We start from the raw sequence: 26,148 nt of genomic DNA on the forward strand, positions 1-26,148 counted from the left end.
AGCGTATCGGACTGATCCACACCTTGACTAGACATACCGTCTAGACCTAGTGTCACCCACTATGAGTGTGCCCTCCATCACATCGGTTACCCCACGCCCCTATGACCCGATCGATCTGTCGTCGCGGGCGTTCTGGTCCACCACCGCGGCCGAACGCGAACGGTCCTTCGCGGTGCTGCGCGCCGAGCGTCCAGTGAGCTGGCATCCGCCGGTGCAGGACTCACTGCTGCAAGACCCCACCGATCCGGGTTACTGGGCGGTGACCAAACATGCCGATATCGTCGCGGTCAGCCGTAACAGTGAGGCGTTCCTGTCAGGCAAAGGCGTGCTGTTCGAGAGTTTTCCCGAGGAACTCCTGGAGGCGTCGCAGTCCTTCCTGGCAATGGACCCGCCACGACACACCCTGATCCGCAAGCTCGTGCACGCGGCATTCACCCCGCGCCAGGTCCGCCGCATCGAGGATTCGATCAAGGCCAACGCCGCGGCCATCGTGGCCGAACTCAAATCCGAGGGCAGCGGCGCCGATTTCGTGGACCACTGCGCGAAGGAACTACCCATCCGCACGTTGTCGGACATGATCGGGATTCCGGAATCCGAACGTCAACAGGTGGCAAGCGCCGCCGACGCACTGGTGTCCTCCGGTGACCCGGTGTTCCTGGCGGGCCGCAACCCGCTGGAAGTCCTGATGGAAAACCAGATGTATCTGCATCAGGTGGCGGGCGCGCTGGCCGCCGAACGGCGCGAGAATCCCGGTGATGATCTGATCAGCGCCCTGGTGCATGCCGAGGTCGACGGTGACCGGCTCTCCGATTTCGAGGTGTCCGCGTTCTTCGTTCTGCTGGCGGTGGCCGGTAACGACACCACCCGGCAGACGAGCAGTCACGCGATGAAAGCGCTGACCGACTTCCCGGACCAACGTGCTTGGCTGAGTGAGGATTTCGATGGCCGGATCGGTGGTGCGGTCGAGGAGTTCGTGCGGTGGGCCAGCCCGGTGATGACCTTCCGCCGCACGGCGGCGACAGACATCGAGCTCGGCGGTCAGCAGGTGGCCGCGGGGGAGAAGGTGGTGATGTTCTATTCGTCCGGCAACTGGGACACCGAGGTGTTCGACCACCCAGAGCGATTCGATCTCGGCCGAACACCGAACTCGCACCTCGGGTTCGGCGGCGGCGGTAGGCACTTCTGCCTTGGCGCGCACGTCGCCAGAACCCAGCTGCGGGCCCTGTTCGGCGAGCTGCTGCGGCAGTTGCCCGATATTGCGGCGGGCGATCCGGCCTACGTTCCCGGTAACTTCATCCACGCCATCCGGTCGATGCCCTGCACCTGGTGATCCGGGCGCGCAAACCCGCGCTCAGCGCGGCTCAGCGCGCCGAAATCGCGGGGGAGAGCTCGTCGGCGAGCAGCGCCAGCATCTCCGAGCACCCGCTGTTGACCTTGACGGTCGCCAGGTCGTCACCGCGGGTGGGGCCACGGTTGATGATGGCGACGGGTTTGGCGTGCGCGGCGGCGTGCCGCACGAATCGGTAGCCGGAGAACACCGTCAGCGACGAGCCGGCCACCAGGAGCGCATCGGCGGCGTCGACCATCGAATATGCCTGGGTGACACGGTCTTTGGGCACATTCTCGCCGAAGTAGACGATGTCGGGTTTGAACATCCCGCCACAGCGCGGACAGTCCAGATACCGGAACGTCGAGGTCTCCTCGACCATGGCGTCGGCGTCTGGCGCGACGGCGATCCCGCCGACCTGTTCGGCGCGTTCGATGAACCCCGGGTTCAGTGCTTCCAGCTCCGTGGCCAGCTCGGCGCGCGTCATGGTCAGCCCGCAGGACAGGCACACCACCTGCGCGTAGGTGCCGTGCAAGTTCACCACGGCCCGACTGCCTGCTTTGGTGTGCAGTAGATCGACATTCTGGGTGATGAGTCCGGTGACAACCCCGGCGTGCTCAAGACCGGCCAGCACCCGATGTCCGGCATTGGGCAGGGTGGAGTCCATATGGCGCCAGCCCACATGGTTGCGAGCCCAGTATCGCTGCCGGAAAACCGGATCGGAGGTGAACTGGCGGATGGTCATCGGATTGCTCGGCGGCGAATCCGGTCCCCGGTAGTCCGGGATTCCCGAGTCGGTCGACATGCCGGCACCGGTGAGAACGGCGATGGTGCGACCGTCCAACAGCGCGACGAGCTCGGGTGCTTCCACCCCATCGAGAGTAGCGCCGAGCCACCCAAACCAGCCCAATGGGGCTGTGAGCAGGGGTCTCAGGAGATACTGGAGAGGTGAGCTTCTTCTCCGCGTACCGCCACGGGTTCGTTCGGGTCGCCGCCTGCACGCTGCACACGACGATCGCGGACCCTGCGGCGAACGCGCAGGCAGTCCTGCAGACCGCCCGCGAATGCCACGACGACGGTGTCGCGCTGGCGGTGTTCCCCGAGCTCACGTTGTCCGGGTACTCGATCGACGACATTCTGCTCCAGGACACGCTGCTTGAGGCGGTGGAGACCGCGTTGCTCGATATCGTGGCGGCATCGGCGGATCTGCTGCCGGTCCTGGTGGTCGGGGCGCCCCTGCGCTATCGGCACCGGATCTACAACTGCGCGGTCGTCGTGCACCGCGGCACTGTGCTCGGCGTCGCGCCCAAGTCCTATCTACCGACGTACCGCGAATTCTACGAGCGACGCCAGGTCGCTGCCGGCGATGACATCTACGACGAGATCAGCGTCGGCGGGGTATCGGTGCCATTTGGACCGGATCTGCTGTTCGCCGCGACCGACCTGCCCGGCTTCGTGTTGCACGTAGAAATCTGCGAGGACATGTGGGTGCCGGTGCCGCCCAGTGCCGAGGCGGCGCTGGCGGGTGCGACGGTACTGGCCAATCTGTCCGGTAGTCCGATCACCGTGGGGCGCGCCGATGATCGCAAGCTGCTGGCCCGTTCGGCATCGGCGCGTTGCCTGGCCGCCTACGTCTATGCCGCTGCGGGAGAGGGCGAATCGAGTACCGATCTGGCCTGGGACGGGCAGACCATGATCTACGAGAATGGCGTCCTGCTCGCCGAATCCGAGCGATTCCCCAAGGGGCCGGCCCGCAGCGTCGCCGATGTGGACACCGAGCTGTTGCGCTCCGAACGCCTCCGGATGGGCACCTTCGACGATAACCGTCGACATCACGGTATCGACGACGACGCCGTGCGGCGGGTGGAGTTCACCCTCGATCCCCCCGAGGACGATATCGGGCTGCGGCGCACTATCGAGCGCTTTCCGTTCGTGCCTGCGGATCCCACACGGCTACAACAGGATTGCTACGAGGCATACAGCATCCAGGTGGCTGGCCTTGAGCAGAGGTTGCGGGCATTGCATTATCCGAAGGTCGTCATCGGGGTGTCCGGCGGCCTGGATTCCACGCATGCGTTGATCGTCGCCGCCAGGGCGATGGACCGGGAAGGCAGGCCGCGCAGCGATATTCTGGCCTTCACGCTGCCCGGCTTTGCCACCAGCGACCACACCAAGGGCAACGCGATCGCGCTGAGTAAGGCGCTCGGTGTGACATTCGAAGAGATCGACATTCGAGACACCGCGACGTTGATGCTCAAAGAGATGGATCATCCCTTCGGTCGCGGTGAGAAGGTGTACGACGTCACCTTCGAGAACGTCCAGGCGGGGCTGCGCACCGACTACCTGTTCCGGATCAGCAACCAGCGCGGCGGGATCGTGCTCGGCACCGGTGATCTCTCCGAACTCGCCCTGGGCTGGTCGACTTACGGTGTTGGCGACCAGATGTCGCATTACAACGTCAACGGCGGCGTCCCGAAGACCTTGATCCAGCATCTGATCCGCTGGGTCATCTCTTCGGGACAGTTCGAAGACGAGGTCGACCGGGTGCTGCAGTCGGTACTGGACACCGAGATCACGCCTGAGTTGGTGCCGGTCGGGGAGGACGAGGAGATTCAAAGCAGCGAGGCCAAAGTCGGACCGTATGTGCTGCAGGACTTCTCGTTGTTCCAGATACTTCGTTACGGGTACCGCCCGTCGAAGGTCGCGTTCCTGGCCTGGCATGCCTGGCGCGATGCCGACGAGGGGCACTGGCCCTTGGGCTACCCGCTGGACAGGCGGCCGGCCTATACCCTCGCCGAGATCCGCGGCTGGTTACAGGTTTTCGTGGCTCGGTTCTACTCGTTCAGTCAGTTCAAACGCTCAGCCATGCCGAACGGGCCGAAAGTCTCGGCCGGGGGCGCCCTGTCACCGCGTGGGGACTGGCGGGCACCGTCAGATATGTCCGCGCGGATCTGGCTCGACGAGATCGAGCGCAACGTCCCGGAGTCCTGAGCGCGACCAGAGCCTCAGAGCGCGACCGATGCAGAGCGAGGAACGAGCGATGAGGAGGAGCGCGACCAGAGCCTTAGAGTCGGCCGTCGATCCGAAGATCGGGATGCACCCAAGACGGTGACCGTCGTTCCTTGAAGGCCATGAACCCTTCGATCGATTCGGGCGCACCCAGGCTGGTCTGCATCCCGATGCGGTCATAGAGCCCGATGTAGTTGTCCAGACTCGATTTGACCACCGCCCGTGCCACCGGGGCGGTCCTGGCGCATTGAGCCAGCACGTCGGCGGCCGTATCCAACAGCTCGTCGTGCGGGACCATGCGGGCCATCAAACCCCAGTCGAGCGCTTCCTGGGCCGTCAGCACGCGTCCGGTGAACATCAGGTCGCGGGTGCGAACCGGGCCGATCAGCCGGGCCAGCATATGGCTGTAGTAGGTATCGGCGATGCCGCGGTAGAGCTCAGGGACCCGGAACGTGGCGCGGTCGCTGACCACCGCCATATCGCTGCATAGTGCGATTTGTAGCCCGCCGCCCTGGCACAGGCCGTTCACGGCAGCCACCACCGGCTTCGACGATTGGCGAAGCGTGTCGAACGGCAGGATGTCCAACCCGAAACCGGCGCCGCCGAAGTTCATCCAGTCATCGATGCCACCGCCACCGCCGAGGTCTCCGCCGGGTGCGAAGACGTCACCGGTCCCGGTCAGCAGCAGCCCGGCGAGGTCCGGGTCGGCGTCGACATGGCTGACGGCATAGCGGATTCCGAAGTACATCGCCGGGGTCATCGCGTTGCGGGCCTGCGGCCGGTCCAGTGTGACGATGGCCAGCGGCCCGCGGCGTTCGAATCGCAGGAACGGGGTGCCCAACCAGTCGCCGTCCGGGGGGCGTGGAGCGTCCGGTGCAGGGGTGGGTGCTGACATCGCGTCTCCTCGGCAGGTATGTGCGACCTGACTATAACGACAACAGTTGTCACCTCAGTCCGGCGCCAGCGCGTCCTCGATCGATTCGTCATACGGCGCACAGTCACCGGCACCGGCGACCAACGTCGCCAACGCACCTGCCGCGCACGCCCGGCGCAGCGCATGGTGGCGGTCAGCGGTCCAGCCCGCAGCCAGCACACCGGCGAACACGTCTCCCGCCCCGGTCGTATCGAAGGCTTCGACCGGGGGTGCGGGTATCGCGGTCTCCTGGCCGTCATGCAGATAGGTGGCGCCCCGCTCGCCGCGGGTAGTCACCAGATGCGGTACCGGCCACTGCCAGGCCCGGCCCTCGGACTCGTTGACGATCACCACGTCGGCAACCCCGGCGAGATCGGCCAGTCCGGATGAATCGGCGCCCGCCGGTGAGGCGTTGACGATCACGACGGCCCCCGCAGACCGCGCTTGACGGGCAGCGGCGAGTGCCGTCGCAATCGGAATCTCCAACTGCACCAACAGCACATCGCAGTCGGCGACGATCTCGCGTAACACGGGCGAATCCAGCGTCAGGTGGGCGTTGGTGCCCGGTGCGACGACGATCGTGTTCTCGGCCTCTGCGTCGACGACGATGACCGCCGTACCGCTGGGCCCCGGCAGCGTCACCAGCCCGTCGAGTCCGACGCCGTTGGCCTGCAGGTGGGCACGCAACTGTGCGGCATGCCCGTCGCCGCCGACCGCGGCCACCAACTGCACATCGGCACCCGCCCGGGCCGCCGCGACCGCCTGGTTGCCGCCCTTGCCGCCGGGCAGCGATTGCGCCGAGGTGGCCAGCACGGTCTCCCCGGGTGTCGGCAGCGTCGGCACGGCAAATACGGAGTCCATGTTCACGCTGCCGACGACGCACACCCGAGCGCGGGGCACGGTGGTCACGCGGTCACCGAGAACGACAGCGGCAATGGCGCGCGGCCGGTCAGCGCCCGCAGCACCGGCTGGCCGTGACCGAGTACCACCGCGATGCGCGCAGCCAGGGTGGTAGTCGCCATCAGTACCTCCTCGGGTAGCTCGAACTCGAGGCCGGTGGCGTCGGCGATATCGAGGCTGTGCACGGCCAATTCGAAGACCCGGGTCGGCAGATAGGCGAACAATCGCATCCCGGCGCCGCCCAGGACGGAAATCAGATCGTCGCCCCGGCCGTCGAGTTTCGCCAGCGCCTCGGTGGCCAGGGCGGCGACGGCGGCGGCCGGATCGTTGCCGAGTTCGGCACCCGCCCGTCGACCGCGGTCGAGAACGCCAGCGCCCTCCGCCGCCGCGATGGCCGCCGCTCGCCGGTAGTACTCCTCGGGACCGGGGATCTCGACACGGTCAGCGGGGATGTCCAGGTAGGTGATGACGGTGGTCAGCGACCGGGAAGTGTGCCCGACCAGCGCCCGCAGGTCCCACTCACCGAGGCCGGGGCCGTCGAAACGGTCGGCAGGAATCACCCGGACCAGGCCGGCGAAACCGTGCGCGGCGGCCCGATAGACCTCGACGACCTCCGGGCCGACAGTTGGACCGCTGTAATCTTGACCGCGAAAATCAGTCATGCCGGAGAACTTACCGGGGCCGACCGCCGCGATCGGGGTGCGCTCTGCCGTCGCGTGGCAAGCCCGTTAAGCTGCGGTAATGACTCTGCAAGCATCGCTGCTTTCGGAACTGACCCCGGAGTTGCGTGACTCCGTGCACGACGCTGCCCGGCGTGCCCGGGTGGCCGCCCGAACGCTGGCGTCGCTGACCACCACCGCCAAGGATCGTGCTCTGCACGCGGCCGCGGATGCGGTACTGGCTCACGCGCATCAGATCCTGGCCGCCAACGCCGAGGATCTGGAAACCGCCCGCGCGGCGGGCACTGGAGAGGCGATGCTCGACCGGCTGGCGCTCAACCCGCAACGGGTCGACGGTATTGCCGCGGGACTGCGGCAGGTTGCCGGTCTGCCCGACCCGATCGGTGAGGTGCTGCGCGGCCGGACGCTGCCCAACGGACTGCAACTTCGTCAGCAGCGGGTACCCCTCGGGGTGATCGGCATCGTCTACGAGGGCAGGCCCAATGTCACCGTCGACGCTTTCGGCCTCACCCTGAAATCCGGCAATGCTGTTCTGCTGCGCGGGAGTTCGTCGGCGGCGCGATCCAACGAGGCATTGGTGTTCGCACTGCGCGGAGCGCTGGACGCCGAAGGCCTGCCTGCCGATGCGGTGCAGTTGCTCTCCAGCGTGGACCGCTCCACGGTCACCCATCTGATCCGGGCTCGCGGGCTCGTCGATGTCGTGATCCCACGTGGGGGAGCAGGTCTGATTGACGCGGTGGTGCGGGACGCGTTGGTGCCGACCATCGAGACCGGGGTCGGCAACTGCCATGTCTACGTCCATTCGGCAGCCGATCTCGATATGGCCGAACGGATTCTGCTGAACTCGAAGACCCGGCGCCCCAGTGTCTGCAATGCCGCCGAAACCCTGCTGATCGATCAGGCGGTCGCCGATATCGCCGTGCCGCGGCTGCTGGGTGCGCTGCAGGACGCCGGGGTGAGCGTGCATGTCGACCCGACCGAAGAAGAGTTGCGGGCCGAGTTCCTTTCGATGGATATCGCGCTGGCCGTCGTCGACGGACTCGATGCGGCCATCGAGCATGTCAACGAATACGGGACGGGTCACACCGAGGCCATCGTGACCACCAATCTTGCTGCGGCACAACAATTCACCGAACAGGTGGATGCGGCCGCGGTGATGGTCAACGCGTCGACGTCGTTCACCGATGGTGAACAGTTCGGCTTCGGCGCCGAGATCGGCATCTCCACCCAGAAGTTGCACGCCCGCGGCCCCATGGGGCTGCCGGAATTGACCTCGACCAAGTGGATCGTCTGGGGAGACGGCCACACCCGACCGGTCTAACCCGACCGGTCGCAGAAGAAGGAGCTCACCAATCTTGGACACCCCCGCACCTCCTACGCCGTTGTTCGCCGATATCGACGACGTCGCGCGCAGGCTGGCCGAAACCGGCTATCTTCCTGATACCGCCACGGCCACCGCGGTTTTCCTGGCCGACCGGCTCGGGAAGCCCCTGCTCGTCGAAGGCCCGGCCGGTGTCGGCAAGACCGAGCTGGCGCGGGCGATCGCCCAGGCGACGGGGTCCGAACTGGTCCGCCTGCAGTGCTACGAGGGTGTGGACGAGGCACGTGCGCTCTATGAGTGGAACCACGCCAAGCAGATCCTGCGGATCCAATCCGGTTCCGATAACTGGGATCAGACCAAGATGGACGTCTTCTCCGAAGAGTTCCTGCTGTCGCGACCGCTGCTGACGGCGATCCGGCGTACCGAGCCGACGGTGCTGCTGATCGACGAGACCGATAAGGCCGATATCGAGATCGAGGGTCTCCTGCTGGAGGTGCTCTCCGATTTCGCGGTGACCGTGCCGGAGTTGGGCACCATCACCGCCACCCGGCGACCGCTGGTCATCCTGACCTCGAACGCCACCAGGGAGCTGTCCGAAGCGCTCAAACGGCGGGCCCTGTTCTTGCACATCGACTTTCCCGATGCCGATCTGGAGCGTCGCATCCTGCTGTCGCGGGTGCCGGAGCTGCCGGAGAAGCTGGCCGAGGAGCTGGTCCGCATCATCGGGGTGCTGCGCAACATGCAACTCAAGAAGGTGCCGTCGGTCGCCGAGACCATCGACTGGGGACGCACCGTGCTGGCGCTGGGCATGGACACCATCGATGATGCGACGGTGGCCCAGACGCTGGGCGTCATCCTCAAACACCAGTCCGATCAGCAACGCGCGACCAGTGAGCTCAGGCTGAACTGATGGCGACTCGACGCACCCGCCCCGCACAGCCGCTGGCCCCCCACGGGTTGCCGGGCCATCTGGTCGGATTCGTCGAAGGACTGCGCGCGCACGGTATTTCGGTCGGTCCTTCGGAGACGGTCGACGCCGGCCAGGTGCTGGCCACTCTCGGGCTCGGTGACCGCGAAGTGCTGCGAGAGGGCCTGGCGTGTGCGGTGTTGCGCCGGGCCGATCATCGTGAGACCTACGATGCGATGTTCGACCTGTGGTGGCCGGCCGCGTTGGGCGATCGCACGGTCATCTCCGACGAAGATGACAGCGACGACGACTCCGATGCGCCGCAAGGGTTACCGCCCGAGGACGCCGAAGCCATGCGGGGCATGCTGCTCGACCTGCTCAACGACAACGAAGACCTGGCCGGCCTCGACGACCGACTGATGGCGATGATCGCCCAGATCGTCGAGGCCTACGGCCGTTACAACTCCAGTCGGGGGCCCTCGTACTCGTCCTATCAGGCGCTGCGCGCCATGGGACTTGACGAACTCGAGGGCAAGTTGCTGGCCGGGTTGCTGGCACCCTACGGTGACGAGCCCAGCCCGACGCAGGAGCAGATCGCCAAAGCCCTTGCCGCACAGCGGATCACCCAGATCCGCAAAATGGTCGAGGCCGAGACCAAGCGGCGCACCGCCGAACAGCTGGGCCGTGACCACGTGCAGATGTACGGCATCCCGCAGCTGGCCGAGAACGTCGAGTTTTTGCGGGCCTCCGGCGAGCAGCTGCGTCAGATGCGCCGCGTCGTGCAACCGCTGGCGCGCACCCTGGCCACCCGGCTGGCCGCCAAGCGGCGCCGGCACCGGCACGGGCAGATCGATCTGCGTAAGACGCTGCGCAAGTCGATGTCGACCGGCGGGGTGCCGATCGACGTCGTGTTGGCCAAACCCCGACCGGCCAGGCCCGAACTGGTGGTGCTCTGTGACGTATCGGGTTCGGTGGCCGGCTTCAGTCACTTCACGCTGCTGCTGGTGCATGCGCTGCGCCAGCAGTTCTCGCGGGTCCGGGTCTTCGCGTTCATCGACACCACCGATGAGGTGACCCATTTGTTCGGTGCCGACGCCGACCTGGCCGTCGCGGTCCAGCGGATCACCCGCGAAGCGCGCGTCTACACCCGCGACGGCCACAGCGACTACGGCCACGCCTTCGTGTCGTTTCTGAACCAGTTCCCCAATGTGCTCTCGCCGCGCAGTTCGCTGCTGGTGCTGGGCGACGGCCGAAACAACTACCGCAATCCCGAGGTGGAGCTGCTGACCCAGATGGTCAGCGCCAGCCGGCATGCGCACTGGCTCAATCCCGAACCCAGACATCTGTGGGGCAGCGGCGATTCCGCGGTGCCCAGATACGAAGGTGTCATCCCGATTCACGAGTGCCGTTCGGCCAAACAACTCGCCAGTGTGGTCGACAAGCTGTTGCCGGTCTGATTTCGCCTGCCGCTGCCCCGCCAGCGGCCAGACCTGACCTGGGGACGGGCTCCAGTAAGCTGGCCTACCGTGCAAACAGGCGGCCCGCGGCCGAGACGACTGGGCGTGATGGGTGGGACATTCGACCCCATCCACAACGGTCACCTAGTCGCGGCCAGTGAGGTCGCCGACAGGTTCGGACTCGACGAAGTGGTGTTCGTGCCGACCGGGCAGCCCTGGCAAAAACACGGTCGCTACGTCACGGCCGCGGAGGACCGCTATCTGATGACGGTCATCGCCACCGCATCCAACCCGCGCTTCTCGGTCAGCCGGGTCGACATCGACCGCGGCGGCAAGACGTACACCACCGACACCCTGCGTGACCTGCAAGCACTGAACCCCGACACCGATCTCTACTTCATCACCGGCGCCGATGCGCTGGCGTCGATCCTGTCATGGCAGAACTGGGAGAACCTCTTCTCGATGGCCCGGTTCGTCGGAGTCAGCAGGCCGGGTTTCGAACTCAACGGCGAACACATCGCCGCCGCCATGGCCGAGTTGCCCGCCGACGCACTGTCGCTGGTGGAGATCCCGGCACTGGCCATCTCCTCGACCGATTGCCGCCGACGGGCCGCACAATCGCATCCCATTTGGTATCTGGTGCCCGACGGGGTGGTCCAGTACGTGTCGAAACGCGGCCTGTACCGAGACGACGCTGCCGGCAACGGCGGCCTCAACCGACCCACCCAGTCCACGCCGACGAAACAGGACATGCCATGACTGCAAATGATGAAGCCATCACCATGGCAACCGTGGCCGCCAAGGCCGCCGCAGACAAACTCGCCGAGGACGTCATCGTCATCGACGTCTCCGGGCAGCTGGTGATCACCGATTGTTTCGTGATCGGCTCCGGCGCCAACGACAGGCAGGTCAATGCCATCGTCGACGAGGTCGAGGATCAGATGCGGGCGGCCGGCTACAAACCGGCCCGCCGGGAGGGCACCAGGGAAGGCCGCTGGGTGCTGCTCGACTACGTCGACATCGTCGTGCACATCCAGCACCGCGACGAACGTGACTTCTATGCCCTCGACCGGCTGTGGCGCGACTGCCCGGTGATCGCGGTCGATCTCGAGGCCAGTACATGAGCATCGAATCCATGCCGTCTCGGGTTCGTCGGCTGGTGATGCTGCGACACGGGCAGACGGAATACAACGCAGGCAGCCGGATGCAGGGTCAGCTCGATACCGACCTGACCGACCTGGGTCGGGCGCAGGCGGTGGCCGCCGCCGAAATCCTGGCCAAGCGCCAACCCCTGCTGATCGTGTCCTCGGACCTGCGCCGCGCCTCGGACACCGCCGCAGCGCTAGGGGAGCGCAGCGGACTCCCGGTCGGCCTCGACACCCGGCTGCGCGAAACACACCTCGGCGACTGGCAGGGACTGACCCACATCGACGTCGACGGGGTAGCTCCGGGGGCGAGGGTGGCCTGGCGTGACGACGCCCGGTGGGCGCCGCATGGCGGCGAGAGCCGGGTCGACGTCGCCGACCGCAGTGTCCCGTTGGTCGCCGAGCTGGTCGAGTCCCTTGGCGAATGGGGGTCCGCTGACGGTGGGGCGCCTGAGCGCCCGGTGGTGCTGGTGGCGCACGGCGGTCTGATCGCGGCACTGACCGCCGCCCTGCTCGATCTTCCTGTCGATAACTGGCCCATCCTCGGGGGCATGGGTAACGCCAGCTGGGTGCAGCTGTCCGGGCATTCCGCCGCCGATGCCGACCTCTCCGGAGTGAAGTGGCGTCTGGACGTGTGGAACGCGTCGGCACAGGTTGCCAACGATGTGCTCTGAGCCGACGCCCCCCGCTCGGCGTACGCTGCTGGTTTTCGCCGACTCGCTGGCCTATTACGGCCCGACCGGGGGACTGCCCGCCGACGACCCCAGAATCTGGCCGAATATCGTTGCCACTGCGCTTGGTTGGGATTTGGAGCTGATCGGCCGGATCGGCTGGACCTGCCGCGATGTGTGGTGGGCGGCCACTCAGGACCCGCGGTCGTGGGCAGCGCTGCCGCGCGCGGGTGCGGTGGTGTTCGCGACCAGTGGGATGGACTCGTTGCCATCGCCGGTGCCGACCGCGCTGCGTGAGCTGATCCGCTATGTCCGTCCGCCGTGGCTGCGGCGCTGGGTCCGCGACGGGCACGGCTGGTTACAGCCCCGGCTCTCGCCGATCGCCCGGTCCGCGCTGCCACCGCATCTGAGCGTCGAGTACCTCGAAATGACCCGTGGTGCTATCGATTTCAACAGGCCCGGGATCCCGATGGTGGCTACGCTGCCGAGCGTGCACGTCGCCGACGCCTACGGCCACTCGCACCGCGGCCGGGCGGGTACCGTTGCAGCGATCACCGCCTGGGCGGCCGAACATGACGTACCGCTGGTCGATTTGAAGGCGGCAGTCGCTGAGCATGTCTACGGCGGTGACGGCAATCCCGATGGGATCCACTGGAATTTCGCTGCCCATCAGGCGGTGGCCGAGCTGATGCTCAAAGCGCTGGCCCAGGCCCAGGCCCAGGCACACCCAGAGACGGCCGGCTGAGCGATGGCCGTGGTCGTCGTCACCGACTCGTCATCGCGGTTACCAGCCGATCTGACCCAGCAGTGGGGTATTCGGGTTGTGCCCCTGCATATTCTGGTCGACGGCACCGATCTGCGCGACGGCGTCGACGAGGTGCCCGCGGATATCCACGAGCGCAACGCCACCACCGCGGGTGCCACCCCGACTGAGCTTTGCGCGGCCTACGAGCGAGCGCTGGTGGCCAGCGGTGGCGACGGGGTGGTGGCGGTGCACATCTCCGCGGCCCTGTCCGGCACCTGCGGTGCCGCGCAGCAGGTCGCCGAACAGCTTGGCGTGGGCATCGTCGTGGTGGATTCGAAATCGGCGGCGATGGGCACCGGATTCGTCGCTTTGGCTGCGGCGCGATCGGCTGCCACCGGCGCTGATCTGAATACCGTTGCCCACGAGGCGCTTTCGGCGGTGGGTAGGGGGCACAGCTATATCGTCGTGCACCGGCTCGACAACCTGCGGCGCAGTGGTCGGATCGGCCGCGGCACATCGTGGCTCGGCAGCGCGCTGTCGCTCAAGCCGCTACTGCGCATCGACGACGGTAAACTCGTTCTGGCCCAACGGGTCCGAACGGCGACCAAGGCGACCGCAGCGATGCTCGAGCAGGTGTGTCAGCTCGCGGGCGACCGGCCCGTCCGGCTTGCTGTGCACCATGTGGCGAATCCAGAAGGGGCCGCTGAAGTGGCCGATGCGCTACGGACCCGGCTTCCGGCCCATACCGAGCCGATCATCATCACCGACCTGGGGCCGGTGCTGGCGTTGCACGTCGGGGCGGGCGCAGTCGCAGTGGCACTGGACATCCCGGACTAGCCGCGAAAACGGCCCGTCACCGGTGGCAGATCGGCCAGCGTCACGATGCCGGGCCTGGCCGCGACCACCGATGGCACCGCATTGGTGACCGGCATCGCCGTGTAGATCATGCCCAGTCCCATGAACCCGGGTTCGGTCCAGTCCTTCGGTGGCAGGCAGTGCAACACGGTGCGCATATTGGGCATCCCGAACACCTGGATGACATGGCCGTGTTCGAGGGGCTTTGGTGGTGTGACGTGATCACCCATCGTCCAGTTGAACCCGACACTGACGACGTTGCGCTCACCGACCCAGCCGCGGTGGTACCCGTAGACACTACCCACGGTACCGGCAGGGATCTTCATGAATCCGAGGTCGGAATCACCAGTGGCGGGGGTGAATTGGACGTCGAAGGTCAGCTTGTCGAGATCTGCTCCGATGGCGTCTGCCATCATGGCGGCCGACTCGGCGAAGACTTCGCTTTCCTGTCGCACACTTTCGGCCAGCCCTGGCGTCTCGGGATCCTGGCCAAAACCCATCGCCGACTGGGTGTCCGCCGACTCATAGGTGGAACAGTCCACCGACTCGGTGATCCTGATCTCGTCGACGCGCTCGCACGAACCGGTCAACACCATGCCGACCATATTCGTCATACCGGGATGCGCGCCGTTGCCGAAGATGGTCGATTTGCCTGTCTCACAGGCAGTCAGGATGCGCTCGCGGTCCTGCGGGGTTTGTTTACCCCCGGTGATCCAGGCCGCGCTGGTACAGACATTGACGCCGGATTCCAGCAATGCGACGAGTTCGTCGATCTTCGGCCACAACGGGTTGTAACAGCAGGCATCCGCCTGCAGTGCGAGTAGCGCGTCGATATCGTTGGTGGCCTGCACGCCGGTGGGTTCCGGCCAGCCGGCCAACTCCGCCGCATCCTTCCCGACCTTGTCCGCGCCATGTGCGTACACCCCGACCAGTTCCATATCCGGCCTGCCGATGATGGCGTGCAATGATCGGCGCCCGATGTTGCCAGTGGTCCACTGGATCACCTTGAGGGGGCTGTTGGCGGACGTGGCGGTCATCGACACTCCTTAGATCGCTCTGTAGATCATCGGCAAGGTAGACAGTATTGCGAGTATGTACACAGCACTGTCGGTCGATACCGTCGGGGTGGCCGGTCCGCGCGGCGCAGTGGCGGGCTCAGAAGGTTTTCGACAGCCCTCGGGTGACATCGGCGAACTCGGCAAACGTATCCACCAGCCGTCGAGACATCAGGTCCGGAAGGCTCTCGGCAGAGCTGATCTGTGGCCCGGCGGGTGTGCCGAGGGCGCCCCAGGCGTTGGCGATGATGGCCGCCCAGACCGTGCTGATCAGTTTGACGGCGCGATCGTCGGCGCTGACCCTGAGCCGCTTCGCCATCGCGTCGCCGATTCCGTGCCGTCGAACGTCGGTGGCTGGGCTCTGCAAGGCCGGTGAGTTGTTCAACGTTCGTAAAAACGACAGGATCCGCTGACCGCTCATCGGCCCCGCACCGCGCCTGGCCTGTGCGATCACCGTGAGGCTCGCGGCGAGCAGTGCCTCGAATGGGGGCACGTCGGTGGGCTGGCGGGCCAGCTCTGCCTGCACCTCGGCGGTCACCTTCTCCAGTACGGACAGGATGACGCTGTCCTTCGTCGGGAAGTAGCGGGTGAAGGTCCGGGGTGAAACGTCAACCGCATAGGCGATTTGCTCCACCGTGGTCCGGTCGTACCCCTGGCGTTCGGACAGCGCGAGCGCTGCATCGACCAGATTGTCGCGGGTCCGACGCTTCTTGCGTTCGCGTAGCCCCTCGCCAACTGCGTCATTACCCCGCGACATCAGGCAAAGATTACCGCGATCGATAGCGAAGGTGTCGGCGCTGTTGACTGGCACGGTCAGACGCAATGTTCGCGATCGGCAGAATGGTCGGCACAGGCCGCTGAGCAGCTGTTTTACCAATCTTTGGCGATCTGTCGCTCACTAGGGAGGTCATTGGTGGGCTACCCACGTAGTTCTGCGTGCAATTGCCGAAGCGGCCAACTAGAGTTCGGGTCACCGTGATCTGTCGGGGAGGCGACCTCGCTGCTTGCGGATAGATGGGAATTGATCATGAAGCCGACTCGGATGGCCCGCCGCCGCGTTGCGGCCGGTGTTGGCGCACTCGCATTGGTTGCGATGGGCGCCCTGTCAGCCTGCGGTGGCGGCTCAGAAGAATCCCCGTCGACCACAACCACGACGACGACCACCGCACCCTCGGTGTCGCCGACGGAGAAAGGCCTCGAACCCGGTGGCGGTAACAAGTTCACGCCCACGGTCAAGGCGCCGACACCGGCGACGGCCATCCCTGGCGATAACTAGCACCGACCGCACGAGGGTCAACCGACGATCTGAAGGCGGCGCGCGGCGATGACGGTGTGGCGCCGTTCCTGGCAGCGTTATCTGGCGATCGTCTGCGCCGTGGTGCTGGCGGGTGCGTTGGTGTTCTCGGGTGATATTCGTGCCGGTATCAGCGACGAGGCCCGCGACGACGGCGGCATTATCGGGGGTCCGTACGCGCTATTACTCGGCGCATCAACCGATCTCGGCCCGGCGACCGCCGAGGAAGTGCAGTTGACTGCCGCCCTGCGCGATACCGCCAAGCCCAATGACCTGATGGTCTGGGCCAGGGATGTCGGGCTCTCGGTGCGTTGGCGTCCCGGCGATGACTGGGCGATTGTCGAGGGTGCACCCGATGACGTGAGTAAGGCGCTCGGCGTGGAGGTGCACGACTACCGCGGACAGCAGGGCCAGGTCTTCTACGCGTCACCACAACAGCCTGCGGTACCGGCGAACCTGCGTACCGTGGTCTCCGGTCTGGGCCGGATCATGAGCTACACACCGCATCACATGTCGCTGCCCACGATTGCCCCTGTGCCCCTTGATGTCCCGGATCAGGGTCTGGCGCCGACCGCCTTGCGGAACACCTACAACGTGGCACCGTTGACGGCGGGCGGCTACACCGGCAAAGGCACCACCATCGTCATTTTCGGGTTCGATGGTTTTGATCAGGCCGACCTGGATTTGTTCGCCACCAGTTTTGATCTGCCGAAGTTCACGCCGCAAGTGGTCGGCGACATGCCCACCCAGCGCAGCGGCGAGACCACGATGGATCTCGAAGTGGCGCATGCGATCGCACCTGATGCCAAGAAAGTTTTCGTCAACGCCAGGCCGACCGTCACCGGTGACGGCCCGTACGAAAAAATCGGCCAGCTGCTGGAATCGGTGGATGAGCAGTTCCCCGGCGCGGTGTGGAGCTTCTCCATCGGCTGGGGTTGCGACAAGCTGCTGACCGCCGCCGATCTCATGCCAGTGCGCTCCGCGCTGACCACGGCGCAATCCCATGGCACCACGGCCTTCAATGCCAGTGGCGATCTGGCCGGATTGGAATGCAAGGGCGGCCAGGACTGGTCGGCGGCCCCGTCCGATGACGATGTCGGGCTCGATGCGGTGGCCTCGCTGCCGGAGATGACCAATGTCGGTGGGACCACGTTGTCGACGAACGACAAAGGTGACTGGCTCGCGGAGCAGGCCTGGTTCGATGTGCCGCTGTCCCAGGGCACCGGCGGCGGGGTGTCCTCGCTGTTCGACCGACCGTCCTGGCAGCAGGCGGTCCTGCCGGATACCAGTCCCGACCGGCGGTTGGTGCCCGATGTGTCCGCGGTTGCCGACGCGTTCACCGGGGTGAAAATCGTCTTCAAACAGCAGGTTCTCGTCGGCGGCGGCACCTCCCAGGCTGCCCCCATCTGGGCCGGGATGACCGCGGTGATGGACCAGTACATGGTCGAAAACGGTGGCCGACTGATCGGCGACCTCAACCCGCTGCTGTACGGGGTGGCGGCCATGGGTTCCCGCTTGCCGTCCTTCCGCGATGTCGTCCTCGGCGGCAACGCGGTCAGTTCGGCGGCGCCCGGCTACGACCTCGTCACCGGACTCGGTACCCCCGACGTCGACAATCTGGTGCGCAACCTGCTGATCGCCCAGGCGGTGGTCCAGTGAGCACCGGAGACGACACGGAGAACCCGCAGGAACCGCCAGTGCCGGTAACCGAATGCCCGGTGTGTCGGGTCGACGTTCCCGCAGGCGAGTACTGCGGGTTGTGCGGCCTGCCCTTAGACGAGCACAAGCGCAATGGTCCCACCTGGTTGCGCATGCGCGCTTTCGCATCGGCGCCCGGAGAGCACCTGCTGCTGCCGTCGGTGGCCAGTTCGCTGTTCCCGCATCTGCCTGCGAAGTCGCGTGCGCCGTTCCGGATCGCGCTGCTCATCGTGGTGGTCGCGCTGGTCGTCTTCGCGGTGTTGCGGTTACCCGCGGCGCTGATCGCGGTCGCCGCGTTGGGGCTGCCGTTCCTGTTCGTGCTCTACCTGCATGAAATCGATGCCCACCGCGATATAGCGCCAAATATTCTGGTCCTCACCGCGGTACTGGGTATCGGTCTTGGTGTCTGCTGGGTGCTGCTCACCGGGGCCATGGTGGCGCGTTCCTACGGTATTCCCCTCGGCAGCGGTGTCGCGGCCACCCGACTCATGCGGGAGGGGCTAGGCGTCCCATTGGGCAGTGCGATCCTGGCGCTCATGCCTGCGGTCCTGGTCCGGTTCACCCAACCGACTGACCGAGAGGCATTGGACGGCTTCATGATCGGCGCACTGGGTGCGCTCGCCTTCGGTGGCGCCGCCACCCTGACGCGGCTTGCGCCGCAGTTCGCGACGGGCATGATCGCCCGCGCCCGCCCGATGGAGGGCCTGTTGGTGGAGGCCGGTATCCGCGGGATAGCCATGCCGTTGACCGCCGCAGCAGCCGGCGGACTGATCGGCGCCGCCCTGTGGTTCCAGCGGCCGCCGAGCAAAGCCGATCAGCACCCCGGACTGGTTCGGGCGGTATTGCTGTCTTTCGGTCTGATTGTGCTGCTGGTGTACATGTCGCTGGGGCTCATCGATGTGGTCAACATGCCGCAGCTCCTGCAGCTGGCCTGCCATCTGGTCGTCGCCGCCGTGGCGCTGCTGGCGCTGCGCATCGGCCTGCATCTGGCACTGCTGCACGAGGCGCATGACGAGGTCCACTCCGATCAGCCGATTCTGTGCCCGCACTGCGGACACGTGGTTCCCGATATGCCGTTCTGCCCCGCCTGTGGTGCCGCCACCCACGCATCGTCGCGGTCCTCGCGAACGGCGCGCCGGGAACTGCGGCCGGTGCGCACTGCCATAGAGGGAACTGCCACAGAAGGTCCAGCAGGTGAGCAGCAATGAGCGCGCCTACCACGCCACGACAGGAGTTTTTCCCTGGTTACGCCGTCCCGGCGGGTTCCTACGCCGCCGAGGCGCCGCATCGGACGTCGCATCTGCGGCTGGCGGCCACCTGGGGTATCGCCATCGCGGTGGTGGTGGTGGCGCTGGTCGGGTTATCGGGCATCGTGACGAAACCGTCAGCGCGGTTCATGTGCCCACCTGAGTGCGGCAGTCCTCCGACCGGTACCCCGGTGACCACCAACCCCCGTTTCACGGCCGCGGATGGCAGCTTCTCCGTTTCCTACCCGGCCGAGGGCACCGCCTACAAGATCACCCAGAACCCGAATGGAGTGACGGCCGAGTTCACCGCCGGCGACGGCGGCACGTTGCAACTCTTCAGCACGCCCGCGAGCGGCCGGACGCCGAAGGAGATCGCGACCAGCCTGGTCAAGAAGACCTTCCCCGACACCAAAACCGCATATCAGATCCCGAATGCGATGGTCGGCTACGTACACGGATACGGCGAGGCCGCCGACTGCTGGCCGCAGGGCGCCAACAGCAGCTACGCCAGGATGCGCATCCTGGTGATGGTCGCGGTGAAAGACGATCTGGCCCTGGTCGCTGCTGCGGTGGGCCCGTTCCACGAGTTCGGACCTGATTTCGGTCCTGGGCCACCGTCCGGGGCGAACCTGGAGATCGCCCAAGACATGGGCAAGTACGTGAACAGTTTCAGCTGGCGGGGCGATCCGCCTCGCTGAGCCGGTAGGACTACTGGCTGTTCACAATCACGTTGCTGCGGTTGGGCACCTGCACCTGACCCGGGCTGTTCACGAACTGCGACAGGCAGCCGGGGATGTTGCGGCACGCCACGATCGCGCCCGCGCTGGGGGCAGCGCCGATTGCCGCAGGAGGCTGCACCGCGAGGTCACAGTTGGTCGTATAGGCGCCGAGTCCTTCGAGGCCGACGGGTATGCCGCTGCAGTCCGCGAGTGGCTGCGGAGCGGAATCCACCGAGGTGCCTGACATCAGAATCACCGCAGGCGCCGCCAGTGTTGCCGCAGCGAATGCCCCCGCAGTAAGGAAACGCCGCACAGACTGTCCACCAAAAGCCATCATCACGCCCATCCACAAGGTAAAACCCGACCCGCCGAGACTACCCCGGTGACCCATGCTGCGGGGCAGCTGCGCAGCCCCCAGATGTTATGCAGTTGCTATGTGAGCTCGACGGTGACGTCACCGCCGGCCGGGTTCGCCCCGGAGACCAGGCTCCAAGGGGCCCGGTAGATACGGCCGGGCGCGGCGGGCCACGGTGTCCGTTTGGTCGCGATGACGCGACCATCCTGAACGGCCCGCAGCCGGGGTGCGCGGCGGTACTCGTCAACCCACAGCAGCAGATCCCCGCGCGGCGCTGCGCCACCAGCGGGGTCGACGAGCTGCGGGGTGACCCAACGGAACGGTGCTGCGGCCCGCACGCGAATACCCTGCGCACCGCGCCCACGAGAGGTGTCAGCGCGCAGCCAGTCCCGGACCTTGGCGGCGACGTGTCGGCCGTCGAGGGCAGCGCCGTCGGCGGTATCGACGGGATGCACCAGGTTGCCCACCGCGAACACACCGGGGGTGGTGGTGCGCAGGCCGGCATCGACCAATGGGCCGCGGGTGCCGGGATCCATGTCCAGACCGGCGGTGCGGGCGAGTTCGTGATCAGGGATCCAGTCGCCGGTGGTGACGACGGTGTCGCACGCGATGCGCGATCGTGTTCCGGTGTCCAGGTTTTCGACGATCACCGAGGTGACGCGGTGCTTACCCTCGATGCTGATCAGTCGGGTTCGGGTGAGCACCGGACCGTCCAGGAGGAACCGGCCGGGGATCCGGAACGCCGCATAGGCCTCAGAGTGGGGGTAGCTGCTGGTCATCGCGACAGTGGCGCAACCGGCCTCGCGCAGCGTCATGACCGCCGACCAGCTGACCAGTTCGGCACCGACGACGACGGCACGGGTACCGACGTCGGCGTGATGCAGATGCACCAGGTTCTGCAACTGGCCGGTGGTGTAGACGCCATCGGGTCGGCCGCCGGGGATCAGGCGCGCCGGGCGGGGCCGTTCGCGGGCACCGGTGGCCAGGACGACGGCGTCGGCGTGCACCACGCGTCGGCCACGCGGTGAGGTGACCTCGAGTCGACGGTCACCGGTCCAGCCGGTCACCATGGCCTCCGTCTCGAGCTGTGCGCCCGCCTCGCGGGCGCTGTCAGTGAGGCGCCGCGCATATGCCGGCCCGCTGATGAAGCGTTTCAGATCGCGGATGCCGTAGCCGGGATGGTCGCTGTGCCGGGGGATTCCGCCGGTCTCGGCTTCGCGTTCGATGACCAGCACCTCCCCGTCGATCAGGGGGGCGAGCGTGGCGGCTGTTGTCAGTCCGGCCGGACCGCCGCCGACGATCGCTACCGCAACCTTGTGAATAGTCTTCTCCTGGTTTGTCATCGACCCGTACCGGACTGCAGGAGCGCCGTGGTGTTGGCGCCGCAGTAGAAGCCCTGGCACCGGCCGTTCATCACCCGGGTCCGTCGGCGCAGACCGTCGAGGTCGGCAGGGGGGATAGGGGAGGTGAAGGTATCGCGGATCTCGCCTGCGCTGACCCGCTCGCAGAAGCAGACGATGCGGCCGTACTCCGGGTCCGCGGCGATGCGTTCGGCGTCCTGGTAGGGCCTGGTGTACGCCTCACCGATGTTGGGCATGTGCGGTGCCGGCGGGAGGTCGGACCGTGGCGTCAGGTCCAGATCGGTGGCAGCCAGTAGGCCCATCAGGTGTTCGGCGATGGCCATGCCCGCGGTCAAGCCGGTGGAGCGGATGCCACCGACGAGGACGTAGTGCTGGGTGTCGTCGACGTCGATCAGGTAGTCGCCGTGGTCGATTGCGGCGCGCAGACCCGCGTAGGAGGCAGTGATCTCCTCGTCGAACAGGGTCGGCATCAGCGCGCGGCCTTTGCTGAGCAGGAACTCGAAGCCCTCCTCGGATGTGCCGGTGGCACTGCGGTCTTCGAGATCCTCCGACGTCGGTCCGACCATCACATTGCCGTAAATGGTCGGGCTGATGAGCACGCCTTTGCCTCGCGAGGACGGCACCGCCAGCACGATGCACGGCACCATTGGACGGGTGAGTTTGTCGAAGACGAACAGTTCACCGCGACGGGGGGTGACCGTGAAGCGCCGATAACCGAATTTGTTGTCCAGATGGTCGGCGCCCAGCCCCGCGGCGTTGATGACCCAGCGGCCGTGGAGCTCGCCGTCGGTGGTGACCAAGGTGGTGTGGTCGGTCTCGGCGGACCGGGGGATGACGTCGGTGACTTCTGCGCCGCGGCGCAGCTCCGCGCCGCGCTGGACGGCTTCGGTGGCCAGCGCCAGATTCGTGGTCCAGGTGCAGATGATCGCCTCACCCGGCACGGTGAGCCCGGCCAGGGCGCCGGCCCCGAGTTGGGGCACGCGGCGGTACACCTCGGCGGCGTCGACGATCTCGCAGGCGTCATACCCGTTGCGCTCGGCTTTGGCCTTGAGCCCGGGCAGCGCCTGGACCTCCTCGTCTGTCCAGGCGACCAGCAGGGCACCGGTTCGCTCGACGGGGATCCCGGTCTGCTCGGCGTACTGACCGAGTAACTCGTAACCTCGTGCCACCAGCCGTGACTCCAAAGTGCCAGGGGGAGCATCGAATCCGGTGTGCAATAGGGCGGTGTTGGCCTTGCTCGTGCCGTCGCCGACGTCGTCGCGGCCGTCGACCAGCGTTACCGTCAGGCCGGTGCCCGCCAGTTCGCGGGCGATGGCACTGCCGACAATCCCGGCGCCGATCACGATGACATCGCGGATGTCCGCCGGGGCGATCATGTACTGCTCTCCTTCGTTGTGAGCGTGGATGAGCGCTCGCGCGAAGACCTTGTCGTCGCCTCGGCCGCCTGCTTCCACCTTGCGAGGTGGTCGGCGGCCCGGTCGGGTGACCAGACGGGCTCGTAGGTGTGTTGTGGTGTCCAGGTTCCGACGATCTCGGCGGGACTGCGTGACGGGTCGAGCGCCAGTCGGGCACAGGCGGCGGCGCCCAATGGCGTGGCATGCGCGGACGGATAGATCTCGACGGGTACGCGGGTGAGATCAGCTTGGGCCTGCATGAGGACAGCGGAGCGGGTCAACCCGCCGTCGACGCGGAGCCGGTTCAACGGTTGGCCCAGGTCTTGGGCCACCAGCTCGGCCAGGCAGGCGACCTGCGCCGCAATACCTTCCAGCAGTGCACGCACCAGATGTCCCCGGCTGCTACTGAGCGTCATACCGGTGAACGACGCGCCGGCCTGGGCGTCCCACCACGGTGCGGCCAGACCGGCCAGCGCCGGGACACAGAACACGCCGTCGCTGGTCTCACCCGCCGAGGCCGATACGGCGTCCAACTGATCGGCGGCAGGGACCAGACCGAGGTCGATCGCCCAGCGCACCGCCGAGGCGGCGGTATAGACCTGCCCGTCGGCGCAGTAGGAGGTGTCACCGCGCAGCTGCCAGGCCACCGATGTGGTCAGGCCCGCACTGGATCGGGCGGGGTTCTCTCCGAGTTGGGCCAGCAGGAACGCCCCCGTGCCGAAGGTGCACTTCGCGGCGCCGGGTTCCAGGCAGCTCTCGGCGAGCAGCGCGGCCTGCTGGTCGACGATCAAGCCGGCCACTGGTAGCGCTGTCGGGCCGAAAGCATCTGTGGCGCCGACGATCTGGTCGCAGGCAACCAGTTCGGGAAGTGCCTCGCCGGACAGGCCGAACAGCTCGAGGAGCTCCTCGCTCCACGTCGCGGTATCCAGGTCGAGGAGCAATGAGCGACTGGCAGTGGAGGTATCGGTGACGAACGCCCCACACAACCTGTTGATCAGCCAGGTATCGGTGGTCGTGACGACACCGTCGCGGGTCAGGTTTTCTCGGATCCAGGCCATCTTCGGTGCGGAGAAGTACGGGTCGAGCACCAGCCCGGTTCTGGCGGCGACGGCGGTGGCCGACGAGGCGAGTGGCGCGCAGATGGACTCTGCGCGGCGGTCCTGCCAGACGATTGCCGGGGTCAGCGGTCTGCCGGTGTTGCGCTCCCAGGCCAACACCGTCTCGCCCTGATTGGCCAGCGCCACCGCAGCGACGGCCACCCCGGCCTCGTCGAGAGCGCGCCGGCCCGCGACGAGGACGGAGTTCCACAGCGCTTCGGGATCCTGCTCGACGCCACCGCCGGGCAGGTAGGACGGCCGCAGGGCGACCTCGGCGATGGAGACCACCTGGCCGGCGTCGTCGACGACGATGGCCTTGGTGCCCGAGGTGCCCTGATCAACGGCCAGTACGTGGCTCATGGCCTCCCGCTGCCTGCTTCCTGATCGAGGACTGCGTCGATCGAGATCTGATCGGGCATGGCCAACCCGTCGCGTCCGTGCCGAGCCAGCAGATAGCCAAGATAGCCCGCGCCGATCACGACCATCACGATGACATAGAGCCAGGCGTCGATGAAGCTGGCATCGCGGAACAGGGCCAGTTCGAATACCAACCAGATCACCGCGACCACGAGGATCGGCTTCTCCCACGCGCCGAGGTCGAACTTGCCATTGACCGGCAATTCCTTGCGCTTGACCAGATACAGCAGCACTGTGGCGGCATAGATGATGGCAGGCAGCAGCGTCGCCGCGCCGAACAACGTGAACAGCGCGGTTTCTGACTGCGAGAAAATCGCGAGAATCAGTTCAGCAAGGACGACGAACAACACGGTGGCCTTGAGCGGGGTGTGGAACCGCGGCGAGATATCGCTCCACTGCTGCCAACCGGGGAAGCGCTCGTCGCGAGACATGGCCCACGTCAAGCGAACTCCGGTCATCATGATCACCAGCCCGCAGGCGAAGATGGCGATCACCACCATCAGCAGAAGCAGCGTGCTGACCGTCGAACCGAGGGTGTGCTTGATGACGTCGGCGATCGGCGTGCCGGATTCTGCCAGCGCCACCGGATCGCCTGCGGCCAGTGTCACCGCGATCAGGAAGAGGAAACCGAGCACGCCGGAGGCGAGCACGGCCTGGCACATCGCTCGCGGAACCACGCGCTCCGGGTCAGTGGTTTCCTCGGCGAGGTTGGCCGCGGATTCGAATCCGACGATGGTGAATGCGCCGAGCAGAAAGCCCAGCATCCACGGGCCGGCTGAGGTCCAGTCGCCGAAACTCCAGAACCCTTCTGCGGCAACAGCTCCCTTGCTGAACAGGTTACTGGCATCCATATCGCCACGGACGGCGGCGACGATCAGCAGCAGCACCGTCAGCGCGACCATCCCGATTAGTTCCAGTGACACCGCGCCATTGTTGAAGCGCTGACTCCACTTGGTGGACAGTGCGAGCAGAACGGCCTGAGCCAACAGCACCAGTGCGGTCACCGCCCAGGTGACGGTGCTGGTGCCCTCGTAATTGAGCAGCACCGGCAGCACGGTCGAGGCGATCGTGTAATCGACTGCCACCACGACGATGGCCAAGAACGTGAACGAGATCCAGCCGATGATCCAGCCGAGAATCGGGTTGGCCAGCCGCGACATCCACTGGTAGGCATACCCGGTCACCGGCATCCTCGACGCGATCGTGCCGAGCACGAACGCCACCGCGAGTTGGCCCACCACTGCGATCGGCCAGGTCCAGATTCCAACGGGCCCAGAGGAATTCAGTACGGCGCCGTAGGTGGTGAAGATGCCGGTCGCGATGGAGACGAAGGCGAACGCCACGGCGAAGGACGCGAATTTGCCGGTGCGGCGCTCCATTGACTGCCGGTACCCGAACTGGGCGAGTTCGGCCGCGTCACCGCCGCCGGGGGTGGTCGGATGTGCCATGTGCTGGTTCCTCCAAGTGGTATAGACCATGCGGTTGAGCCAAAGTATTGGGTGTGGCGCACCGCACTGTCAATCCCGGAAATCAACTGTTAACACGCCCATGGCCTAGACCAAGTGGTTCACATGCGTCACA

At 66.4% G+C, this 26,148-nt stretch carries 25 protein-coding genes; 14 read left to right on the forward strand and 11 right to left on the reverse strand.

From position 1 onward, the window contains the following. Positions 1 to 61 precede the first annotated feature (61 nt). Entirely contained in the window at positions 62 to 1,330 is a 1,269-nt protein-coding gene (locus ADBZ9O_RS13465; RefSeq protein ID WP_526531978.1) for a cytochrome P450, read from the forward strand. 31 nt (positions 1,331 to 1,361) lie between these two features. On the opposite strand, the gene ADBZ9O_RS13470 is transcribed toward ADBZ9O_RS13465, so the two are convergent. Further along, positions 1,362 to 2,198, reverse strand: a complete 837-nt coding sequence (locus ADBZ9O_RS13470; protein ID WP_526531980.1) for an NAD-dependent protein deacetylase — start codon at positions 2,196 to 2,198, stop codon at positions 1,362 to 1,364. 77 nt (positions 2,199 to 2,275) lie between these two features. Here ADBZ9O_RS13470 and ADBZ9O_RS13475 point away from each other — a divergent pair, with 77 nt between their 5' ends. Then, a complete protein-coding gene (locus ADBZ9O_RS13475; protein ID WP_526531982.1) occupies positions 2,276 to 4,318 on the forward strand; it encodes an NAD(+) synthase in 2,043 nt (680 codons plus the stop codon). A 73-nt stretch (positions 4,319 to 4,391) separates the two neighbouring features. Here the strand turns inward: ADBZ9O_RS13475 and ADBZ9O_RS13480 are convergent, their stop codons facing one another. From ADBZ9O_RS13480 to ADBZ9O_RS13490, 3 genes are read right to left on the reverse strand one after another with little or no spacing between them, the layout of a single operon-like run. Continuing rightward, positions 4,392 to 5,231, reverse strand: a complete 840-nt coding sequence (locus tag ADBZ9O_RS13480; RefSeq protein WP_526531984.1) for an enoyl-CoA hydratase/isomerase family protein — start codon at positions 5,229 to 5,231, stop codon at positions 4,392 to 4,394. Between the two features lie 54 nt (positions 5,232 to 5,285). Beyond that, the gene (locus ADBZ9O_RS13485) at positions 5,286 to 6,149 is read right to left on the reverse strand and encodes a ribokinase (protein WP_526533124.1); all 864 of its coding nucleotides are present in this window, start codon (positions 6,147 to 6,149) and stop codon (positions 5,286 to 5,288) included. Between the two features lie 5 nt (positions 6,150 to 6,154). Next, positions 6,155 to 6,811, reverse strand: a complete 657-nt coding sequence (locus ADBZ9O_RS13490) for a maleylpyruvate isomerase N-terminal domain-containing protein (protein ID WP_526531986.1) — start codon at positions 6,809 to 6,811, stop codon at positions 6,155 to 6,157. Positions 6,812 to 6,890: 79 nt separating this feature from the next. Between ADBZ9O_RS13490 and ADBZ9O_RS13495 the strand changes: the two genes are divergently transcribed. From ADBZ9O_RS13495 to ADBZ9O_RS13530, 8 genes are all read left to right on the forward strand, one after another. Beyond that, a complete protein-coding gene (locus ADBZ9O_RS13495) occupies positions 6,891 to 8,150 on the forward strand; it encodes a glutamate-5-semialdehyde dehydrogenase (protein ID WP_526531988.1) in 1,260 nt (419 codons plus the stop codon). A 34-nt stretch (positions 8,151 to 8,184) separates the two neighbouring features. Further along, entirely contained in the window at positions 8,185 to 9,060 is an 876-nt protein-coding gene (locus tag ADBZ9O_RS13500) for an AAA family ATPase (RefSeq protein ID WP_526531990.1), read from the forward strand. Continuing rightward, positions 9,060 to 10,514, forward strand: a complete 1,455-nt coding sequence (locus ADBZ9O_RS13505; RefSeq protein ID WP_526531992.1) for a vWA domain-containing protein — start codon at positions 9,060 to 9,062, stop codon at positions 10,512 to 10,514. The genes ADBZ9O_RS13500 and ADBZ9O_RS13505 overlap by 1 nt, the downstream gene beginning before the upstream one ends. 108 nt (positions 10,515 to 10,622) lie before the next feature. Continuing rightward, a complete protein-coding gene (nadD, locus tag ADBZ9O_RS13510) occupies positions 10,623 to 11,273 on the forward strand; it encodes a nicotinate-nucleotide adenylyltransferase (protein WP_526533126.1) in 651 nt (216 codons plus the stop codon). Further along, the gene (rsfS, locus tag ADBZ9O_RS13515; RefSeq protein WP_526531994.1) at positions 11,270 to 11,638 is read left to right on the forward strand and encodes a ribosome silencing factor; all 369 of its coding nucleotides are present in this window, start codon (positions 11,270 to 11,272) and stop codon (positions 11,636 to 11,638) included. Before nadD ends, rsfS begins: the two co-directional genes overlap by 4 nt. Before the next feature lie 11 nt (positions 11,639 to 11,649). Further along, positions 11,650 to 12,333 (forward strand): glucosyl-3-phosphoglycerate phosphatase, encoded by a 684-nt coding sequence (gene gpgP, locus ADBZ9O_RS13520; RefSeq protein WP_526533128.1) that lies wholly within the window; start codon positions 11,650 to 11,652, stop codon positions 12,331 to 12,333. Further along, complete coding sequence (gene octT, locus ADBZ9O_RS13525; RefSeq protein WP_526531996.1) at positions 12,323 to 13,075, forward strand: diglucosylglycerate octanoyltransferase; 753 nt, start codon at positions 12,323 to 12,325, stop codon at positions 13,073 to 13,075. The genes gpgP and octT overlap by 11 nt, the downstream gene beginning before the upstream one ends. A gap of 3 nt (positions 13,076 to 13,078) precedes the next feature. Beyond that, positions 13,079 to 13,912 carry a DegV family protein gene (locus ADBZ9O_RS13530; RefSeq protein WP_526531998.1) on the forward strand — a complete coding sequence of 278 codons (834 nt, stop codon included), beginning with the start codon at positions 13,079 to 13,081 and terminating at the stop codon, positions 13,910 to 13,912. Here the strand turns inward: ADBZ9O_RS13530 and ADBZ9O_RS13535 are convergent. Further along, positions 13,909 to 14,967 (reverse strand): NAD(P)H-dependent amine dehydrogenase family protein, encoded by a 1,059-nt coding sequence (locus tag ADBZ9O_RS13535; protein WP_526532000.1) that lies wholly within the window; start codon positions 14,965 to 14,967, stop codon positions 13,909 to 13,911. The genes ADBZ9O_RS13530 and ADBZ9O_RS13535 overlap by 4 nt on opposite strands. A gap of 118 nt (positions 14,968 to 15,085) precedes the next feature. Further along, positions 15,086 to 15,796 (reverse strand): TetR/AcrR family transcriptional regulator, encoded by a 711-nt coding sequence (locus ADBZ9O_RS13540; protein WP_526532002.1) that lies wholly within the window; start codon positions 15,794 to 15,796, stop codon positions 15,086 to 15,088. A 216-nt stretch (positions 15,797 to 16,012) separates the two neighbouring features. Between ADBZ9O_RS13540 and ADBZ9O_RS13545 the strand changes: the two genes are divergently transcribed. The 4 genes from ADBZ9O_RS13545 to ADBZ9O_RS13560 are packed head-to-tail and all read left to right on the forward strand — an operon-like array spanning position 16,013 to position 19,922. Further along, positions 16,013 to 16,261: a hypothetical protein gene (locus ADBZ9O_RS13545; RefSeq protein WP_526532004.1), complete on the forward strand. Its 249-nt coding sequence runs from the start codon at positions 16,013 to 16,015 to the stop codon at positions 16,259 to 16,261. A 48-nt stretch (positions 16,262 to 16,309) separates the two neighbouring features. After that, positions 16,310 to 17,938, forward strand: a complete 1,629-nt coding sequence (locus tag ADBZ9O_RS13550; RefSeq protein WP_526532006.1) for a S53 family peptidase — start codon at positions 16,310 to 16,312, stop codon at positions 17,936 to 17,938. Next, a complete protein-coding gene (locus tag ADBZ9O_RS13555) occupies positions 17,935 to 19,185 on the forward strand; it encodes a zinc ribbon domain-containing protein (RefSeq protein WP_526532008.1) in 1,251 nt (416 codons plus the stop codon). The genes ADBZ9O_RS13550 and ADBZ9O_RS13555 overlap by 4 nt, the downstream gene beginning before the upstream one ends. Further along, complete coding sequence (locus ADBZ9O_RS13560; RefSeq protein WP_526532010.1) at positions 19,182 to 19,922, forward strand: hypothetical protein; 741 nt, start codon at positions 19,182 to 19,184, stop codon at positions 19,920 to 19,922. The genes ADBZ9O_RS13555 and ADBZ9O_RS13560 overlap by 4 nt, the downstream gene beginning before the upstream one ends. Positions 19,923 to 19,932: 10 nt before the next feature. Here ADBZ9O_RS13560 and ADBZ9O_RS13565 read toward each other — a convergent pair whose 3' ends face one another. From ADBZ9O_RS13565 to ADBZ9O_RS13585, 5 genes are all read right to left on the reverse strand, one after another. Next, positions 19,933 to 20,256, reverse strand: a complete 324-nt coding sequence (locus ADBZ9O_RS13565; RefSeq protein ID WP_526532012.1) for a hypothetical protein — start codon at positions 20,254 to 20,256, stop codon at positions 19,933 to 19,935. Positions 20,257 to 20,375: 119 nt separating this feature from the next. After that, positions 20,376 to 21,641, reverse strand: a complete 1,266-nt coding sequence (locus ADBZ9O_RS13570; protein ID WP_526532014.1) for an NAD(P)/FAD-dependent oxidoreductase — start codon at positions 21,639 to 21,641, stop codon at positions 20,376 to 20,378. Continuing rightward, on the reverse strand, positions 21,638 to 23,035 hold the full coding sequence (locus tag ADBZ9O_RS13575; RefSeq protein WP_526532016.1) for an NAD(P)/FAD-dependent oxidoreductase: 1,398 nt from the start codon (positions 23,033 to 23,035) through the stop codon (positions 21,638 to 21,640). Before ADBZ9O_RS13575 ends, ADBZ9O_RS13570 begins: the two co-directional genes overlap by 4 nt. Beyond that, a complete protein-coding gene (locus ADBZ9O_RS13580) occupies positions 23,032 to 24,510 on the reverse strand; it encodes an FGGY family carbohydrate kinase (RefSeq protein WP_526532018.1) in 1,479 nt (492 codons plus the stop codon). The genes ADBZ9O_RS13575 and ADBZ9O_RS13580 overlap by 4 nt, the downstream gene beginning before the upstream one ends. Beyond that, a complete protein-coding gene (locus ADBZ9O_RS13585; RefSeq protein ID WP_526532020.1) occupies positions 24,507 to 26,015 on the reverse strand; it encodes an amino acid permease in 1,509 nt (502 codons plus the stop codon). The genes ADBZ9O_RS13580 and ADBZ9O_RS13585 overlap by 4 nt, the downstream gene beginning before the upstream one ends. Positions 26,016 to 26,148: the final 133 nt, after the last annotated feature.

Origin of the sequence: Mycobacterium sp. (assembly GCF_965229105.1) — a bacterium.
Taxonomy (GTDB): domain Bacteria; phylum Actinomycetota; class Actinomycetes; order Mycobacteriales; family Mycobacteriaceae; genus Mycobacterium.